Source organism: Streptomyces sp. WMMC940 (genome assembly GCF_027460265.1).
GTDB lineage: Bacteria > Actinomycetota > Actinomycetes > Streptomycetales > Streptomycetaceae > Streptomyces.
This window is the reverse complement of sequence record NZ_JAPZBC010000001.1, coordinates 3,554,117-3,570,225: the sequence shown is the minus strand read 5'-3', so window position 1 is coordinate 3,570,225 and position 16,109 is coordinate 3,554,117. Positions and strand designations below refer to the sequence as shown.

Below are 16,109 nucleotides of genomic sequence, written 5' to 3'. Positions count from 1 at the left end.
GAGCGGTGTCCGACGGCCGCGGGACGTGCCGGACCGGAGGACCTCCGCGCGGCGGGGACGCGAAGCGGGGCCGCGGAGGCGGCGACTCGGCGCCGGCTACGAAGCGTCGTACACCACCCGGTGGCACAGGCCCGGGAGTTCACCCGCGGCGATCCGCGGCATCACCGACGGCAGCTCGTCGAAGGCGCACTCGCCGGTGATCAGCGCGTCGAACGCCGGGTCGGCGAGCAGCTCCAGGGAGAGCGCGAGACGGTCGGCGTAGCTGCGGCGCGAACGCCGGGCCTCCGCCACCCGCCCCACCTGGCTGCCGCGCAGGACCAGCCGGCCGGAGTGGAACGCCTCGCCCAGCGGCACGCTGATCCGCCGGTCGCCGTACCAGCTCAGCTCCAGCACCGTGCCCTCCGGCGCGAGGAGTTCCAGCGAGCGGGTCAGGCCGGCCTCGGTGGCGCTGGCGTGGACGGCGAGGTCGCAGTCGCCGAGGGCCTCCTCCGGGAGGGCGAAGTCGACGCCCAGCGCCTCGGCCAGGGCGGCACGCTCCGGGTTCGCGTCGACCAACTGCACCCGGACACCTGGGAACCCGGCCAGCAGCGCGGCGACCGAGCCGCCGATCATCCCGGCGCCGACGACCGCGATCCGGTCGCCCACCAGGGGCGCGGCGTCCCACAGGGCGTTCACCGCGGTCTCCACCGTCCCTGCCAGCACCGCCCGTCCGGCGGGCACCGTGTCCGGCACCGGGGTGACCGCACTCGCCGGAACGACGTAACGGCTCTGGTGCGGGTGGAGGCAGAACACCGTGCGGCCGACGAGGTGCGACGGGCCCTCCTCGACGACGCCGACGCTGAGATAGCCGTACTTCACCGGGCCGGGGAACTCGCCCTCCTGGAACGGCGCCCGCATCGCCGCGTACTGGCTCTCCGGCACCCCACCCCGGAAGACGAGGCTCTCCGTGCCGCGGCTCACCCCTGAGCAGAGGCTGCGCACGACCACGTCACCCTTGTCGGGCTCCTCCAGACGAACATCCCGAATCTCGCCCTGACCTGGGGAATTGAGCCAGAAGGCGCGTGCGACGCGCTCCATCCACGACCTCCCGCTGAACACTCCCGCGACGGATTACGTTCTGAAAATCATGAGACCGCGCACACCGTACGCGGCACTCGTCGACTCTGTCACACATCCGGAGGGTGGTACCGCGGTGGCCATGATCGGCACCTACGAGACTCGGCTGCTGCGCCCGGAGACGGTGGCAGGGGCAGGCGCGCAGACGGTCCTGCTGGTCCTCCTGGACGCGGCGACCGGACTCGGCGCCGCCGGCTGGCTGACGGGCGCGGCATTCACGGTCGCGACGTGGGCGCTGCTCACACGCGCCCTGCACCGGTCGTGGCCGCCGAGGCCGTTCGGGCCCGCGAACGCCGTCACACTGGTCCGCACGACGCTCGTCGGCGGGGTGACCGCGCTGGTCGCCGAGTCCTTCGCGAGCGGACCCCGCATCACCGCCCTGGTCGCGCTGACCACGGTGGCGCTGGTACTCGACGCGGTCGACGGCCAGGTCGCCCGGCGCACCGGGACGGAGTCCGCACTGGGCGCGCGTTTCGACATGGAGGCCGACGCGTTCCTCATCCTGGTGCTCAGCGTCCATGTGGCCGCCTCGCTGGGCGCATGGGTACTGCTGATCGGTGCGATGCGGTACGCGTTCGTCGCCGCCGCGCGGATACTGCCGTGGCTGAACGGCCCGCTGCCGCCGAGCATGGCCCGCAAGACCGTGGCCGCGCTCCAGGGCGTCGTCCTGCTCCTCGCCGCGGCCGGTCTTCTGCCGTTCGTGGCCGCCTGGTTGCTCGTCCTCGGCGCACTGGCGTCCCTCGTCTGGTCCTTCGGCCGTGACATCAGGGGCCTCTGGTGCGTCAGGGCCCGCGACGGCGTTCCGGTCGCGCGTACGTCCCGGCCCCGCGCGGCGGTGGTACGGGCGCGGGCGCGCGAGCGGGTCTGAGACCCGCCGGCCGGGCGACGGGAGGCGGGCACGGGGGGCCCGCCACCGTCCCGGCCGGTGCGGCGGGCCCCGGCCGCTGTCGGTAGTTCCGGGGCCTGCGTGAGGACGGCCTGTGCGACCCCGTTGGGGTCGTGCAGGCCGTCGTCGTGTTTCCGGGGTGGGGGTTCGTGTCGTTGCGTGGGTGGGCGGGTGGGCCGGGGGGTTCGGGCGGCTGTGGACGGAACGTCCGGCGGGCGCGGATCCGGCGGGGCGGTGGTCCGGGAAACGTGTGTGTGGTCGCGTGGTCCGCGCGGCCGTTCGGCGGGCGGGGCCGGCGGGGAAGGCGGCTGCCCGACGGCTCGTGCGGGGTCGACGGACGTGGGGCGACGGAGCCGGCGTATCCGGTGGGCGGTGCCGACGCCCCTACGGGAGCGCGCCGAAGGTGCCCGCGCGGGCACGGCCGACGTCCTCCCGGGCAGGTGACGTATGTGCTTCCGGCCGGGCGGGGGTTCGAAGTGCCGCGGTGCCGACGTCCTCCCGGGCAGGTGGTGTACGAGCTTCCGGACGGACGGGCACCGCAGCCCGGTGGGTGCCGACGCCCGCGGGGAGGGCCCCGCCCGTACGTGCGGGTCCGCTCAGCGCCCCGTCGCCGGCGCCGCCCCCGGCCGGTCCCCGTACGCGGAGAGGAACCGGTCGCGGAAGGCGTCCATGCGCCAGACCGGGGCGTCCGGACCGGGCTTGAGGCCCGGCTGCCAGCCCCAGCCGGAGACCCGGTCCAGCACGGCCGGATCGCGGGCGAGGATCGTGACCGGCACGTCCCGGCCGAGCTTGTCCTCGGTGACCGTGGACACGGGCTGGTGGTCGCCGAGGAACACGAGCACGGTGTTCTCGTCGCCGTACTTCTCCACGTATGCGATGAGGCTCGTCAGCGAGTACTCGATCGCGCGCCGGTACTCGGTCCGGACCCGCGCCGGGTCCTTCCAGACCTCCTCGGGGTCCTTGCCCTCCTCCTCGACGGCGTGGTAGACGGAGCCGTCGCCGATCTCGTCCCAGCCGAGTGTTCGCGGTATCGGCGCCCACGGGTTGTGGCTCGACGCGAGCATGATCTCCGCCATCATCGGCCCCCGGCCCGGCTTTCCGTGCTCCAGGCGCTCGAACGCGGAGAGGCTGTACTGGTCGGGCACCGGCGTCCAGCTGAACTTCGGGCCCTTGTAGCCCATGTTGCGCGAGTCGTAGACGTGGTCGAGGCCGTAGAACTTCCCTTCCGGCCAGGACCGTGTGACGCCGGGCATGATGCCGACCGTCCGCCAGGCCCCCGTCTTCCGGAACGCACTGGTGAGCGTCATACGGTCGCTGGAGGTGAGGGTGCGGTACCGCTGCTGGTTCTTGATCCACAGGCCCGAGTTGAAGGTGGAGTGCGCCAGCCAGCTCCCGCCGCCGTACGTCGGGGAGGTGAGGAACGCGCTCCTGGAGGACCAGCCGGCCGCGCCCAGCCGGCGGTCCGTGTCCGCGAGGAAGGCCGAGACCCGCGGCCCCATCTCCGGGTCCTCGACCGCGCTGCGCCCGTAGCTCTCGATGAAGGCGAAGATGACGTCCTTGCCGCGCAGTCCGGTGAGCAACCGGTCGGCGGGTACGCCGGCGAAGTCGTCGTCGGCGGACTCACGGGCGAACTCCTCCTTGTCCCGCAGCCCGGCACGCACCTGCTGCACCCGGTCCTGGAGGAACTCGGCCGAACCGCCCGCCGCGACGGGCACCGCCGTGTTGCGCACACCCAGCGCCGCGCACACGACCCACACGGTCCCGAACACGAGCGTGCCTCCCGCAGCCGCGGCGCCGTGACGGGCCAGGACCCGGTTCAGCCGTACGGCGGCCCACGTCAGGAGGACGAGCAGCAGGAGTACGAGGACGAGGACCCCGATCACGACGCCGATCGCGCCCGCCGGGCCCATGGAGTCGCGGAGGAACGACTGGCCGTCGTCGAGGAGGATCCAGTCGAGCACGAGGTCGAACGGCCGCTTGTAGACGGCGTCGAAACCGATGTCGAGCAGCTTGAGCACGACCATCAGGCCGAGCGCCGCGCCGGTGAACGCCGGTACGAGGCGCCTCACCCGGCCGCCTCGACCAGGTCCGAGGAGCAGCAGCGCGGCGACGCCGAAGACCCCCTCCACCGGTATGCGGAGGAACATGGGCGCCGTGAGATGCCCGAGCTTGCTGGGCAGGAGGAGCGCGGTGAGGACGACCAGGGCGGCCACGGCGGTGGCGCCGTGGTGGACCGCTCGCGCCGCGGCCGGGCGAAGGCCACGACGGCCGCCGGTGCCGGGCGCCACCGGGCGGTCCATGTCGCCGTCGCCACGGGTGTCGGGGTCGGGGCCGTGGCCGGTGTCGGAGGTGGTGGCGGTGGCGGCGTCGTCGGTGGCGGTGCCGGAGGGGGTGTCGGATCCGGAGGGGGTGTCGGTTCCGGTACAGGTGTCGTTGTCGGAGGCGGTACGGGCGTCGCTTTCGGTTCCGGTGTCGGAGGCGGTACGGGCGTTCGCGTCGTCGTCGGCGGAGGCATCGGCGGCGTCCGTCACGAGGCCGTCCTGACGCTCGCCCGCCCGGTGGGCACCCCCCTCCGTCACGGTGCCGAGGTCCGGGCGGTCCTGGGGGCCGTCGGGCACAGGCCGTTCACCGGCGTCCGTGACGAGGTCCGTGCCGGCGTCCGTGCCGGTTTCCACGGCCGGAGCCGCGGCCTGGGCCGGCAGCCGGCTTGAGCGTGTCCAGAACGCCACCCGTAGGTCCTTCCGCGCAGGGCCGGTGATCGGCATGACGACAGGGGCCGCCACGCCCGCGACTACCTGTACGGTCCGCCGCCGGATTCGGTTCAAGCGCCGGTGCCCGCCGGGCGCCGACATCACGACCGCCCCCTCCTCGGCCGGTACGCGGCTTCGGACGTACCCCGTGCACGGCCGTGCACGGGGTACGGCAGGCACGAGCACGGTACGGCCGTCCACGGTGCGGCAGAGGCAGCGGGCAAGGGCACGGTACGGCCGTGCACGGCCCCACCACGCACGGGCACGGTACGCCCTGTGGCTGCCCCGTCCCGTGGGTGCCCGCCCCGTTGGTTCCACCACCACCCCGCCGCTCCCACCGGCCGGTCGGCGGGGGCGTTCCGGACACCTGCCGGATGGTCCGCCCCGGCGGCCGTGGCCGACTCTGGAGCACATGAGGCCCGACGTACAGCAGGCCGTGTCGCCCACGGCAGCTCCGGCGGCAGCAACGATTCCGGCGGACGCCGACCGTTCGCCGGGACCGCCGACGGTCCGGCCGCCGGGGGCGCCCTCGCCCGGCCGGGACGTGTTCGCGACCCGGCGATCCTCGGCATGTCCGCGTCCCAGTCCGGCCCCGCCCGGGCCGCTGGCGTACCTGTTGTACGCGGCCACACACCCGTCCGCTGATCAGTTGACCGGCGGCAGGAGTCCGGCGTACTCGCCGGACGGGGAAGGAGGTCGGTCGTCATGACGATCCGCCTGACGTTTCTCTGCGCGGCCGTGGGGGACGGCACCCGAGGCACCCGGAGCAGGGTCTTCGGTGACGGGCCCCCGAGCGAGCGCGTCCTGCGGGACGCGGGTGCGGTCAGGGCGGCCCTCCCCTCGTACCTGCCCTCCCTCCGGGCGCCTTCGGCGCGCTGTGCGACCGTGGCCGCCGCCCTCGGACTGGAACCCGCGGTCGAGTCCGTGCTCCGCGACCTCGACTACGGCGCCTGGCGGGGCCGTACGTTCGAGGAGGTCGCGGCGGCCGACCCCGACGGCTTCACGGCCTGGCTGAGGGACCCGGACGCCACGCCCCACGGCGGCGAGTCCGTACGCCGGCTGTGCCGCCGTACCGCCGACTGGCTGGACGGCCTCCCGCCGGACACCGGCCGCGCCCTGGTGATCGCCGAACCCGCGACCGTCAAGGCCCTGCTCGTCCACGCCCTGTCGGCACCGGCGCGTGCCTTCTGGCGCCTCGACGCACCGGCGCTCTGCACCATCTCGTTCCCGGCGCGCGACGGCCGCCGGGCCGTCCGGCCCGGCCGCCTCCCCGTCCACTGCCGCCCCGGCCCGGGGGGCTGGGGCGTCTCCGGCGTGGCGGACGTCTCCGCCGTGGTCCAGCACGTCGGCGCCGCGCGGGCCACGGGGGTGAGGAGCGCCGCACGACGCAGGATCGTCTCCGGGGCGCGGGCGGGCGTGGACCGGAACGACGTGAACGCGGCCGGGTGAGCCGACGGCCGAAGGGGACGCGGGGTGGTCCCGGCCCACGGTCCCGGCCCCCGGCACATCCCGATCCGCTGTCCTATCCCGCGGCACTCACCAGCGGTCGGGACGCCCGGTGGACCTCGGGCGTCTCCTCCGGGTACAGGTCGCGGTGGATCGCCCTGGCCAGCCTCTCGATCGTCTCCATGCCGTAGTCGCAGCCCACTTCGGGTGACGCACCCTCGGGGACGCGGTTGTTCTCGGTCAGGATCACGAGGCCGTAGTCGTAGGAGCTGCCGGTGATGGCGCTCATGCTGTGGACCTTCCAGTCCCCGCGGTCCCACGAGCTCCTGACCCCGTCCTCGGAACGCTGCAGCCATCCGTTCTTGACCTGGACGACGGCGTCCGACGGAGCGCCCGCCGGCGTCCCCCAGCGCTGGTCCTCCTGTACCTCCCGCATCAGCCGGAGGACGTAGGCGCGTTCCCGGGAGCTCAGTACGGACTCGTCCTCCCCCGTGAGCAGTTGGAGCAGCTTCACCTGTTCACGCGCGGTGATCTGGGTCAGCCCCATGAAGCCGGCGTCGTTCAGGTCGGTGTCCTCCAGCCCGGCCTCGTCCAGGAAGTCCTGGATCTTCGCCTCGCCCAGCAGGTCCCACAGCGCGTACGTCGCGTCGTTGTCCGAGTTCACGATCATCTCCCTGGCCAGGGACCTCTCCTTCCTGGACAGGTCGGTGCCCTTGGCCAGCAGCAACGCGCCCAGCACGATCGGCTTGACCGTGCTGGCGGAGTCGTAGTGCACGTCGGCGCGGTAGGTGCACGAGGTCCGGGACGTACGGTCGTAGAGAGCGATCGAGACCCGACTGGACCGCCGCTCCAGCGAGTTCACCATGTGCCGGACGAGCGTCTCCGCCAGCTTGGGCTTCCCGGACGAGCATTCGACGGCCCGCCCCTTGAACCGCTGGGTCGCGTGCTCCGTCCTGGGGGCGTGCTGGGGGCCGGCGTTCGGGACGAGGGGGATCACGGGGTTGACGGCCATCGCAAGGACAACAACCCCGAACGCGGCCATCGATGTGACCTTGTGGCGTGCCAACTCGCCTCCTCTCCGCACCGCTCCACAGGTGTGGAGACGCGCCGAGCCCTCACCGGCCGGCCCTCTCCGGGCACCCGGCGACAAAGGTGGGAAGATCCGATTGATCGCTGCTCGTGCGCTGACGCTACAAGCCCCCAACGCGCCGTGCCCGCCGGGCCGGCCAATCGGCGTACGGCCCCCTCTGCGGGAGCCGGAGCAGGTGGGGCGGCGGGGCCCGGCCGTAGGGCGGGGTGCCGCCGAGAGCACGAGCCCGGCCGCCCTTGCGGGTGACCGCCGCTCCTTCGCCCCGGCTCGCCGTCGTGACCGCCGCGCGCTCCCCCCGGCCGCGTGCCTGCCGACCCTGCCCCGGCCCGCCGTCGTGACCGCCTTCCCCGGTCCGTCCTGCCCCGAGGAGCCGCCTCGACGGGCGATCGGCGGCAAACCGACTTACGGTCGAGCAGGAGGACGCTGCACCGAGATGCGGAGCCTTGCCGCGCCTCCGCCCGGCCGATCCTCGTCACGAACCGTCAGGAGACGACCTGCCATGGCCACAGCATCCGAAACCCCGGTACTGGACACCCTCGCCGCGATGACGGTCGACTCGATCGAGCGGTGCGGACTGGCCCCGGACATGTTCATGCTCACCCGTATCGCCGCTCTCGCCGCCTCGGACGCTCCGCCGATCTCCTACGTCGCCCACATCGACCCCGCCCTCCAGGCCGGCCTGACCGCCGACCAGTTGCAGGACGTCCTGGTCGCCATCGCCCCCATCGTCGGCACGGCGCGCGTCATGACCGCGGCCGGCAACATCGCCGAGGCGCTCAGCATCGAGATCGCCGTCGCCGACGCGGCGGCCCAGGCCGGAGCGTAGGAAGCCCACCCGGCCCTGACGCAACCAGGCGCGCCCGGCACCGACGATCCGGCGCGCCTGGCTTCACGGGCCGGCCCGGCGTTGCATCGGGGGCCGGTCGAGTACTTCGACGTACAGGATCCGGCCATCCACGACGTCAAGGCACAGCATGCCTCGCGACGGCATGAGCGGCACGCACCGATGGCCGGCACCGTACGGCTGCCCCCGCGGACGAGCCTCGGTCAGGAAGCTCTGACAGAAGCCGTCGTCGCAGCGGCACTCGTCGACCAGACGAAGATCCCACGCACGGATGGCCAGCTCACGCTCTCCTTCGTTCTCCAGAAGAGTGATCAGCTCTGCGACGAACTCCGGGAAGACATCGCGGACGAGGGGGTGGTCCTGCTCCATGCCCGGAGGGTAGCCGCAGCCGTCAGCCGAGCACGTCGCTCCCCGTCTCAGCCGCCTGCCGGGGCCTCGGTCACCGATACCGGGCCCCGGCCCGCTGGAGATCGTTTGCGGGATGTGCTCAGCGCCGCAGCAAGCGATAGCCCGCTGTTGCCCGGCACGATCAACCGGTGTTCGCGAACCCGGCCGCGCTCGGGACGGCAGGCGTTGTCGTGCGGTGCTCCGCGGTGGCCGACGCCGTGAGGAGGGCGTCAAGCCGGGTGCCGCGGGCGTGACGCAGGGCACCGAGGCGTATGGATGCCGTCAAGGCGGTCGCCGGCGGCGTAAGGGCGTCGTCAACAGGGGTCGGTTTCGCGCCAGGGTGCGCTTCTCTCGTGGTGTCCGTTCCTCTCCGACCCTTTCCTAGGAGCATGCGATGGCCGACGTGGCCTTCGTCGTCACCACGATCGCGGTGTTCGCGCTGGTGGTCCTCATCGCCAGGGGGGTGGCGAAGCTGTGACCGCCGAGAACGTCATCGGCCTCGTCGTGGCCGTCGCCCTGCTGGGCTATCTCGTCCTCGCCCTCGTCAAGCCGGAGAGGTTCTGAGTACGGATGAGCCCCGTCCTTGCTGACGTGCTCCAGGTGACCGCGCTGGTCGGCGCGCTCGCCCTTGTGCACCGCCCCCTCGGCGACCACATGGCCGCCGTCTTCTCCTCCGGCAAGTATCTGCGGGTGGAGAAGTGGATCTACCGCGCCGTCGGAGCGAACCCCGACGCGGAGATGCGCTGGCCCGGGTATCTGCGCGGTGTCCTGGCGTTCTCCGCGGTGAGCGTGCTGTTCCTCCACCTGGTCCTGCGGATGCAGGACGATCTGCCGGGGTCGCTGGGCTTCGCGGCGATCACGCCGGACCAGGCGTTCAACACGGCCGCCTCGTTCGTGTCCAACACGAACTGGCAGTCGTACTCCGGCGAGTCGTCCATGGGCCACGTCGCCCAGACCGCCGGTCTCGCCGTGCAGAACTTCGTCTCGGCCGCCGTCGGCATCGCCGTGGCCGTGGCGCTGGTCCGCGGCTTCGCCCGGTCCCGCACCGGTGAGCTGGGCAACTTCTGGGCCGACCTGGTCCGCGGTGTCGTCCGCATCCTCGTCCCGATCTCGGTGATCGCCGCGATCCTGCTGGTCGCCGCCGGCGCCGTCCAGAACTTCGCCGGCATCCACGAGATCACCACCCTCACCGGGCAGACGCAGTCCATCAGCCCCGGCGCGGTCGCCTCCCAGGAGGCCATCAAGGACCTGGGCACGAACGGCGGCGGCTACTTCAACGCCAACTCGTCCCACCCCTTCGAGAACCCCAACGGTTTCTCGAACCTGCTGACGATCTTCCTGCTCCTGGTCATCCCGTTCTCGCTGCCGCGCACCTTCGGCAAGATGGCCGGCAGCGTGCGGCAGGGCTATGCGATCGTCGGCGCGATGGCCACGATCTGGTTCGTCGGCGTGGTCCTGGTGACCTGGATCGAGTACGCCCACCCGGGCACCGCCTCGCAGCTCGCGGGCGGTGCGATGGAGGGCAAGGAGCAGCGGTTCGGCGAGGGGGCCTCCGCCCTGTTCGCGGTCTCCACGACCATGACGTCGACCGGGTCGGTCAACTCCTTCCACGACTCCTTCAGCGGTCTGTCCGGCGGTGTGCTGCTGCTCGGCATGATGCTGGGCGAGATCGCGCCCGGCGGTGTCGGCTCCGGCCTCTACGGCATGCTGATCATGGCGGTCGTGGCGGTGTTCATCGCCGGTCTGATGGTCGGCCGCACGCCCGAGTACCTGGGCAAGAAGATCAGCACCCGCGAGATGAAGTACGCGGCCTGCTACATCTTGATCACCCCGGCACTCGTCCTGATCGGCACGGCGATCGCGATGGCCACCGGCAACGGCGAGTCGTCCATGACCAACACGGGCGCGCACGGCTTCTCCGAGGTGCTGTACGCCTACACCTCCGCATCGAACAACAACGGCTCGGCCTTCGCCGGTTTCGGCGCGAACACCGAGTTCCACAACACGGCGCTGGGCCTGTGCATGCTGCTCGGCCGTTTCCTGCCGATGGTGTTCGTGCTCGCGCTGGCCGGTTCGCTCGCCGAGCAGAAGCCCGTCCCCGAGACCGCGGGCACCCTGCGGACCGAGAAGCCGCTGTTCACCGGGCTTCTGGTAGGCACCATCACGATCATCACCGGTCTGACGTTCTTCCCGGCCCTCGCGCTGGGCCCGCTCGCCGAAGGGCTCGCGGCATGACCATCGACGTAGCGAAGCACGAGGACGCCATGTCCACCACGACGACGACCCCGGCGCCGCACTCGGACGTGCCCACCGGGCACAAGCCCGGGCGCGGGCGGGTCGGCGGGGGTCTGTTCGACCCGAAGCAGCTCCTGAGGTCCATCCCGGACGCTCTGCGCAAGCTCGACCCTCGCGTGATGGTCAAGTCGCCGGTCATGTTCGTGGTGCTGGTCGGCTCGGTGGTCACCACCGGGCTCGCGGTCAGGGACCCGGGAGACCGGTTCGGCTGGGCGATCGCCGCCTGGCTGTGGCTGACCACGATCTTCGCCAACCTGGCCGAGGCGGTGGCCGAAGGCCGCGGCAAGGCACAGGCCGACACCCTGCGCAAGGCCAGGACCGACACCGTCGCCCGTCGCATAGTCGACGAGAACGAGGAGTGGATTCCGGGTACGGAGCTGCGGATCGGCGACCTGGTGGTCTGCGAGACGGGCGACATCATCCCAGGCGACGGCGACGTGGTCGAAGGTGTCGCGTCCGTGGACGAGTCAGCCATCACCGGCGAGTCGGCCCCGGTCATCCGCGAGTCCGGAGGTGACCGGTCCGCGGTCACCGGCGGCACGAAGGTCCTCTCGGACCGGATCGTCATCAAGATCACGACGAAGCCGGGCGAGACCTTCATCGACCGGATGATCAACCTCGTCGAAGGCGCCGCCCGGCAGAAGACCCCCAACGAGATCGCCCTCAACATCCTCCTGGCCTCACTGACGATCGTCTTCCTGCTCGCCGTGGTGACGTTGAAGCCCTTCGCGATCTACGCCGGGGCCGACGGGCAGACGTCGGTGATCGTGCTCACCGCGCTGCTCGTCTGCCTCATCCCCACCACCATCGGCGCGCTGCTCTCCGCGATCGGCATCGCCGGCATGGACCGCCTGGTCCAGCGGAACGTCCTCGCGATGTCCGGCCGGGCCGTCGAGGCCGCGGGTGACGTGTCCACGCTGCTGCTCGACAAGACCGGCACCATCACGCTCGGCAACCGCCAAGCCGCCGAGTTCGTCCCCGTACGCGGGGCGACGGAGGCAGAGGTCGCCGACGCCGCACAGCTCTCCTCGCTCGCCGACGAGACGCCCGAGGGCCGCTCAGTCGTGGTCCTCGCCAAGAAGAGGTACGGGCTGCGCGAACGTCACCAGGGCGAACTGGCCCACGCCCACTGGATCGAGTTCACCGCCCAGACGCGTATGTCCGGCGTGGACGTCGACGGCCGGAGGATCCGCAAGGGCGCGACCGGCTCGGTCATCGCCTGGGTCGAGGAGCAGGGCGGCACCGTCGCCACCGACGCCCACGACCTGACCGACCGCATCTCCCAGGCCGGTGGCACCCCGCTGCTCGTCGCGGTCAAGGACGCCGAGGGCGCCCGCGTCCTCGGTGTCGTCCACCTCAAGGACGTCGTCAAGCACGGCATGCGCGAGCGGTTCGACGAGCTGCGCCGCATGGGCATCAAGACCATCATGATCACGGGCGACAACCCGCTGACCGCCAAGGCCATAGCCGAGGAGGCGGGCGTCGACGACTTCCTCGCCGAAGCCACCCCCGAGGACAAGATGGCGCTCATCAAGCGGGAGCAGGCCGGCGGCAAGCTGGTCGCCATGACCGGCGACGGCACGAACGACGCCCCCGCGCTGGCCCAGGCGGACGTCGGCGTGGCCATGAACACGGGCACCTCGGCCGCGAAGGAGGCCGGCAACATGGTCGACCTCGACTCCAACCCGACCAAGCTCATCGAGATCGTCGAGATCGGCAAGCAACTCCTCATCACCCGTGGCGCGCTCACCACCTTCTCCATCGCCAACGACGTCGCGAAGTACTTCGCGATCGTCCCCGCGATGTTCGCGGTGGCCTACCCGAGCCTGGACGAGCTCAACATCATGGGCCTGGCCTCGCCGGAGTCCGCGATCCTCTCCGCCGTCGTCTTCAACGCGCTGGTCATCGTCGCGCTGGTCCCGCTCGCTCTGAAGGGCGTCCGCTACCGGCCGTCCAGTGCCGACAGGATGCTCCGCCGCAACCTCGCCCTCTACGGCCTGGGCGGCCTGGTCGCCCCGTTCGTCGGCATCAAGCTCATCGACCTGCTCCTCTCCCTCGTTCCCGGGCTGCGATAACTCAGAAAGCGTGCTGATCGGCTATGAACAACTCCGTAGCGAACACGGGACGCCTGGCCTGGGCCGCGCTGCGCATGCTGCTCGTCCTCACGGTCGTGACCGGCGTCCTCTACCCCCTCGCGGTCACGGGCATCGCCCAGGGTCTCTTCCCCGACAAGGCCAACGGCTCGATCGTGAAGGTCGACGGCAAGGAGGTCGGCTCCGAGCTCATCGGCCAGACCTGGGACCTGCCGAAGAGGGCAGCATCTGATTCAACGACGGGGGACGACGAGGACGAGGTCGCGCGGCCGGACCCGAAGTGGTTCCAGCCGCGCCCGTCGAACAGTGGTTACGACCCGCTGTCCACCGGCTCCAGCCAGCTCGGCGCGTCCGATCCGACGCTGACCGAGCTGGTCGGCGACACCAGGAAGGCCGTGGCCGCCTTCAACGGCGTAACGGAGTCCGAGGTCCCCAAGGACGCGGTCACCGGCTCGGCCTCCGCTATCGACCCGCACATCTCCCCGGAGTACGCGGCGATCCAGACCAAGCGGGTGGCCAGGGCCAACGGCCTGTCCGAGCAGCAGGTCACGAAGCTGGTCGACGATCACACCGAGGGCCGCACAGCCGGCTTCCTCGGCGAGCCGCACGTCAACGTCCTCAGGCTCAATCTCGCGCTGAGGGACCTGGCAGCACACTGAGGTCCCGTCGGCAGACCGCTGGGCACCGTCGGGCCGGGACTCCCCCGGACCTGGTGTCGGGCGGAGCGATCGGCGACCGCGCGGAACCGCGTGTCGTCGACCGCGGCCCCGGCGTCCCCGACGAGGCCGGACGGGGTCTTCGAGCCGTTCCAGCGGTACGGCGACGCGCCGCGCGGCGCCGGTGCAGGGCTCGCCTCGCCGTCGCCGGCGGACTCGTCGAGGCCATGAGCGGCACCGTCACGGCCGATGACGCCCCCCGGCGGGCGGGCTGATCACGGTGATCGCACTGCCCAGGACACCGTCCCACCAGCCGGTCCGTCCGAAGCCGCCGGCGGAGGCGACCACCCGAGCCGTGCCGGCCGCCCGAGCCGAGTCAGCTCATTTCGGCGAACGCCTCCACAGCGCGCGTCTTGCCGGTGACGATGATGACGTCCCCCTTCATCACCACGGTCTCGGCGGTCGCGTGGGTGAAGTCCTCGCCGGGGCGCTTGATCCCGACGACGGTCACCCCGTACTTCGTCCGCACCCCGCTCCTGCCCAGCGGAGTGTTCGTGACGCTGTCCGGCGTGACGGTCTTCACCAGGGCGTAGTCGTCGTCGAACTCGATGAAGTCGAGCATCCGGCCCGTCACGAGGTGGGCCACCCGCTCGCCCATCTCGTGCTCCGGCAGCACGACGTGGTGGACCCCGAGCCGCTCCAGGATCTGACCGTGCTGACGGCTGATCGCCTTCGCCCAGATGTTGGGGACGTTCTCCTCCAGGAGGTTGGAGGCGATCAGGATGCTGGCCTCTATGTCCGTGCCGATGCCGACGACCGCGCTGGTGAACTCGTGCACCCCGAGCTGGCGCAGGACCTCCGGGTCGGTGCAGTCGGCGACCGCGGAGTGCGTGAGGGTGTCGCTGTGGCGCTGGACGAGCTGCTGGTCGGTGTCGATCCCGAGCACGTCCCAGCCACGCCGGGTGAGCTCCAGGGCCAGGGAGCTGCCGAAACGCCCCAGGCCGATGACGGCGACCCGCTGGTCGCCCATCTCGGGGTACTGCTGGGCGAGCCGCTTGCGGCGACGGCGGCGCAGGTTGTGCAAGTAGTTACCCAATGACGGGTCGCTCCTCGGGTAGCTGGTAGCGGCGGGTCCGCTCGCGCAGGGCGAGCGCGGAGACCAGGGTGACGGGACCGAGTCGGCCGACGAACATGAGCAGGATCAGCACGAGCCTGCCGCTGTCCGGGAAGTCCGCAGTGATGCCGGTGGACAGCCCGACCGTGCCGAACGCGGACACCGCCTCGAACAGGACCGCCTCCATCGGGGCCGAGGAGACGGTCAGCAGGGCCAGGGTGGCCGCGATCACCAGTCCCACCGCCAGCAGGGCGACGGTCAGCGCCTGGCGCAGCACGTGCGGGGCCAGGCGCCGGCCCATGACGGTGGAGTTCGGCTCGCCGCGCACCTCCGCCCAGATCGCGGCGGCCAGCACCGCGAAGGTGGTGACCTTGATGCCGCCGGCCGTACCCGCGCTGCCGCCGCCGATGAACATCAATGTGCAGGTCATCAGGAGGGTCGAGGCGTGCATGGCGCCGATGTCGACGGCGTTGAACCCGGCGGTGCGGCTCATCGCGGAGTGGAAGAAGCCGTTCAGGAGCTTCTCGTCCCAGTCGAACGGTCCGAGCGTGCCGGCGTTGGTCCACTCCAGCAGGCAGGTGAACACCGTGCCGGTCAGCAGCAGGGCCGCCGTGGTCAGCAGGGTCATCCGGGTGTGCAGGGTCCAGGTGCGCCGCCCGGTCAGTCTGCGGCGGGTCCGGTGCCGCATCAGCTCGAGGAGGACGGGGAAGCCGAGCCCGCCGAGAATGACCGCCAAGGCGATCGGCAGGGTGACCCAGGGGTCCTGCGCGTACGGGGTGATGCTGTCGACGTGGAGGCCGAAGCCCGCGTTGTTGAACGCCGACACCGCGTGGAAGAGCCCCGAGTACGCGGACTCGGCGATGGACCGGTCGTAGCCGAACCGGAAGCGCAGCGCGAGCCAGGCCCCCCACCGCGAGCTCCACGGCGAGCGTGGTCCCGGCGACGCCGAGCAGGACACGACGCACGTCGCCGATCCCCAGGCTCTTCGTCTCCGCCTGAGCCGTCAGCTGCAACCGCAGCCGAAGCTTGCCCGAGACGAGCAGCGCGAGGAGCGAGGCCATCGTCATGATGCCGAAGCCGCCGACCTGGATCAGCGCGAGGATCACGCCCTCGCCGAACCCGCTCCAGTACGTGCCGGTGTCCACCACGACCAGACCGGTCACACACACCGCCGAGGTGGACGTGAACAGGGCCGTCACGAACCCGGTGGCCCCGCCCTCCTGGGAGGACACCGGCAGCATGAGCAGAGACGTACCCAGGAGGATCACCGCACCGAAGGCCATGACCAGGGTCCGGGCGGGGTGCACGGCGAACAGCGACCGCCGCACTCTCGTCAGCTGCCCAGCCACCCGCCGGCCTCCCTCGGTTCACCGCTCCATGGCCGGGGGCGTGTCGAACCCGTCAACGAACCGGCGGCGGTCACCCTACCCGG

Annotated in this window: 13 protein-coding genes and 1 pseudogene; 8 read left to right on the top strand and 6 right to left on the bottom strand. The window is 71.6% G+C overall.

The genetic code is table 11. The annotated features are described in order from the left end of the window. Positions 1 to 96: 96 nt before the first annotated feature. Positions 97 to 1,077, bottom strand: coding sequence for a zinc-dependent alcohol dehydrogenase (locus tag O7595_RS15630; protein WP_269729297.1), 981 nt, complete (start codon positions 1,075 to 1,077; stop codon positions 97 to 99). A 115-nt stretch (positions 1,078 to 1,192) separates the two neighbouring features. Here O7595_RS15630 and O7595_RS15625 point away from each other — a divergent pair, with 115 nt between their 5' ends. Next, the gene (locus tag O7595_RS15625; protein WP_269732501.1) at positions 1,193 to 1,984 is read left to right on the top strand and encodes a CDP-alcohol phosphatidyltransferase family protein; all 792 of its coding nucleotides are present in this window, start codon (positions 1,193 to 1,195) and stop codon (positions 1,982 to 1,984) included. A gap of 614 nt (positions 1,985 to 2,598) precedes the next feature. Here the strand turns inward: O7595_RS15625 and O7595_RS15620 are convergent. Beyond that, positions 2,599 to 4,767, bottom strand: coding sequence for a sulfatase (locus O7595_RS15620; protein WP_269732500.1), 2,169 nt, complete (start codon positions 4,765 to 4,767; stop codon positions 2,599 to 2,601). 690 nt (positions 4,768 to 5,457) lie between these two features. On the opposite strand from O7595_RS15620, the gene O7595_RS15615 reads away from it, so the two are divergent. Beyond that, positions 5,458 to 6,201, top strand: a complete 744-nt coding sequence (locus O7595_RS15615) for a histidine phosphatase family protein (protein ID WP_269729296.1) — start codon at positions 5,458 to 5,460, stop codon at positions 6,199 to 6,201. A 73-nt stretch (positions 6,202 to 6,274) separates the two neighbouring features. On the opposite strand, the gene O7595_RS15610 is transcribed toward O7595_RS15615, so the two are convergent. Next, complete coding sequence (locus tag O7595_RS15610) at positions 6,275 to 7,264, bottom strand: serine hydrolase (RefSeq protein ID WP_269729295.1); 990 nt, start codon at positions 7,262 to 7,264, stop codon at positions 6,275 to 6,277. A 523-nt stretch (positions 7,265 to 7,787) separates the two neighbouring features. Between O7595_RS15610 and O7595_RS15605 the strand changes: the two genes are divergently transcribed. Continuing rightward, entirely contained in the window at positions 7,788 to 8,114 is a 327-nt protein-coding gene (locus tag O7595_RS15605) for a carboxymuconolactone decarboxylase family protein (protein ID WP_269729294.1), read from the top strand. A gap of 63 nt (positions 8,115 to 8,177) precedes the next feature. On the opposite strand, the gene O7595_RS15600 is transcribed toward O7595_RS15605, so the two are convergent. Further along, positions 8,178 to 8,501, bottom strand: coding sequence for a hypothetical protein (locus tag O7595_RS15600; RefSeq protein WP_269729293.1), 324 nt, complete (start codon positions 8,499 to 8,501; stop codon positions 8,178 to 8,180). Positions 8,502 to 8,993: 492 nt separating this feature from the next. On the opposite strand from O7595_RS15600, the gene kdpF reads away from it, so the two are divergent. The 5 genes and pseudogenes from kdpF to O7595_RS15575 all read left to right on the top strand — a co-directional run. Further along, positions 8,994 to 9,083 carry a K(+)-transporting ATPase subunit F gene (kdpF, locus tag O7595_RS15595; protein WP_269729292.1) on the top strand — a complete coding sequence of 30 codons (90 nt, stop codon included), beginning with the start codon at positions 8,994 to 8,996 and terminating at the stop codon, positions 9,081 to 9,083. Positions 9,084 to 9,089: 6 nt separating this feature from the next. Beyond that, entirely contained in the window at positions 9,090 to 10,754 is a 1,665-nt protein-coding gene (kdpA, locus tag O7595_RS15590) for a potassium-transporting ATPase subunit KdpA (protein WP_269729291.1), read from the top strand. Continuing rightward, positions 10,751 to 12,889 (top strand): potassium-transporting ATPase subunit KdpB, encoded by a 2,139-nt coding sequence (gene kdpB / locus O7595_RS15585; protein WP_269729290.1) that lies wholly within the window; start codon positions 10,751 to 10,753, stop codon positions 12,887 to 12,889. The genes kdpA and kdpB overlap by 4 nt, the downstream gene beginning before the upstream one ends. Positions 12,890 to 12,912: 23 nt before the next feature. Then, the gene (gene kdpC, locus O7595_RS15580) at positions 12,913 to 13,566 is read left to right on the top strand and encodes a K(+)-transporting ATPase subunit C (RefSeq protein WP_269729289.1); all 654 of its coding nucleotides are present in this window, start codon (positions 12,913 to 12,915) and stop codon (positions 13,564 to 13,566) included. A 44-nt stretch (positions 13,567 to 13,610) separates the two neighbouring features. Next, a pseudogene (locus tag O7595_RS15575) lies at positions 13,611 to 13,912 on the top strand (sensor histidine kinase); the annotation flags it as partial. A 27-nt stretch (positions 13,913 to 13,939) separates the two neighbouring features. Here O7595_RS15575 and O7595_RS15570 read toward each other — a convergent pair. Together O7595_RS15570 and O7595_RS15565 are read right to left on the bottom strand one after the other, a co-directional pair. Next, on the bottom strand, positions 13,940 to 14,659 hold the full coding sequence (locus O7595_RS15570; RefSeq protein WP_269729288.1) for a potassium channel family protein: 720 nt from the start codon (positions 14,657 to 14,659) through the stop codon (positions 13,940 to 13,942). Further along, entirely contained in the window at positions 14,652 to 15,635 is a 984-nt protein-coding gene (locus O7595_RS15565) for a TrkH family potassium uptake protein (RefSeq protein WP_269729287.1), read from the bottom strand. Before O7595_RS15565 ends, O7595_RS15570 begins: the two co-directional genes overlap by 8 nt. Positions 15,636 to 16,109 lie beyond the last annotated feature (474 nt).

What these genes read in the sequence shown, in the direction of transcription:
- kdpA (WP_269729291.1), top strand. Translation starts at nt 9,090, where the DNA reads ATGAGCCCCGTCCTTGCTGACGTGCTCCAGGTGACCGCGCTGGTCGGC.
- kdpC (WP_269729289.1), top strand. Translation starts at nt 12,913, where the DNA reads ATGAACAACTCCGTAGCGAACACGGGACGCCTGGCCTGGGCCGCGCTG.
- O7595_RS15600 (WP_269729293.1), bottom strand. Translation starts at nt 8,501, where the DNA reads ATGGAGCAGGACCACCCCCTCGTCCGCGATGTCTTCCCGGAGTTCGTC.
- O7595_RS15630 (WP_269729297.1), bottom strand. Translation starts at nt 1,077, where the DNA reads ATGGAGCGCGTCGCACGCGCCTTCTGGCTCAATTCCCCAGGTCAGGGC.
- O7595_RS15605 (WP_269729294.1), top strand. Translation starts at nt 7,788, where the DNA reads ATGGCCACAGCATCCGAAACCCCGGTACTGGACACCCTCGCCGCGATG.
- O7595_RS15615 (WP_269729296.1), top strand. Translation starts at nt 5,458, where the DNA reads ATGACGATCCGCCTGACGTTTCTCTGCGCGGCCGTGGGGGACGGCACC.
- kdpB (WP_269729290.1), top strand. Translation starts at nt 10,751, where the DNA reads ATGACCATCGACGTAGCGAAGCACGAGGACGCCATGTCCACCACGACG.
- O7595_RS15620 (WP_269732500.1), bottom strand. Translation starts at nt 4,767, where the DNA reads ATGCCGATCACCGGCCCTGCGCGGAAGGACCTACGGGTGGCGTTCTGG.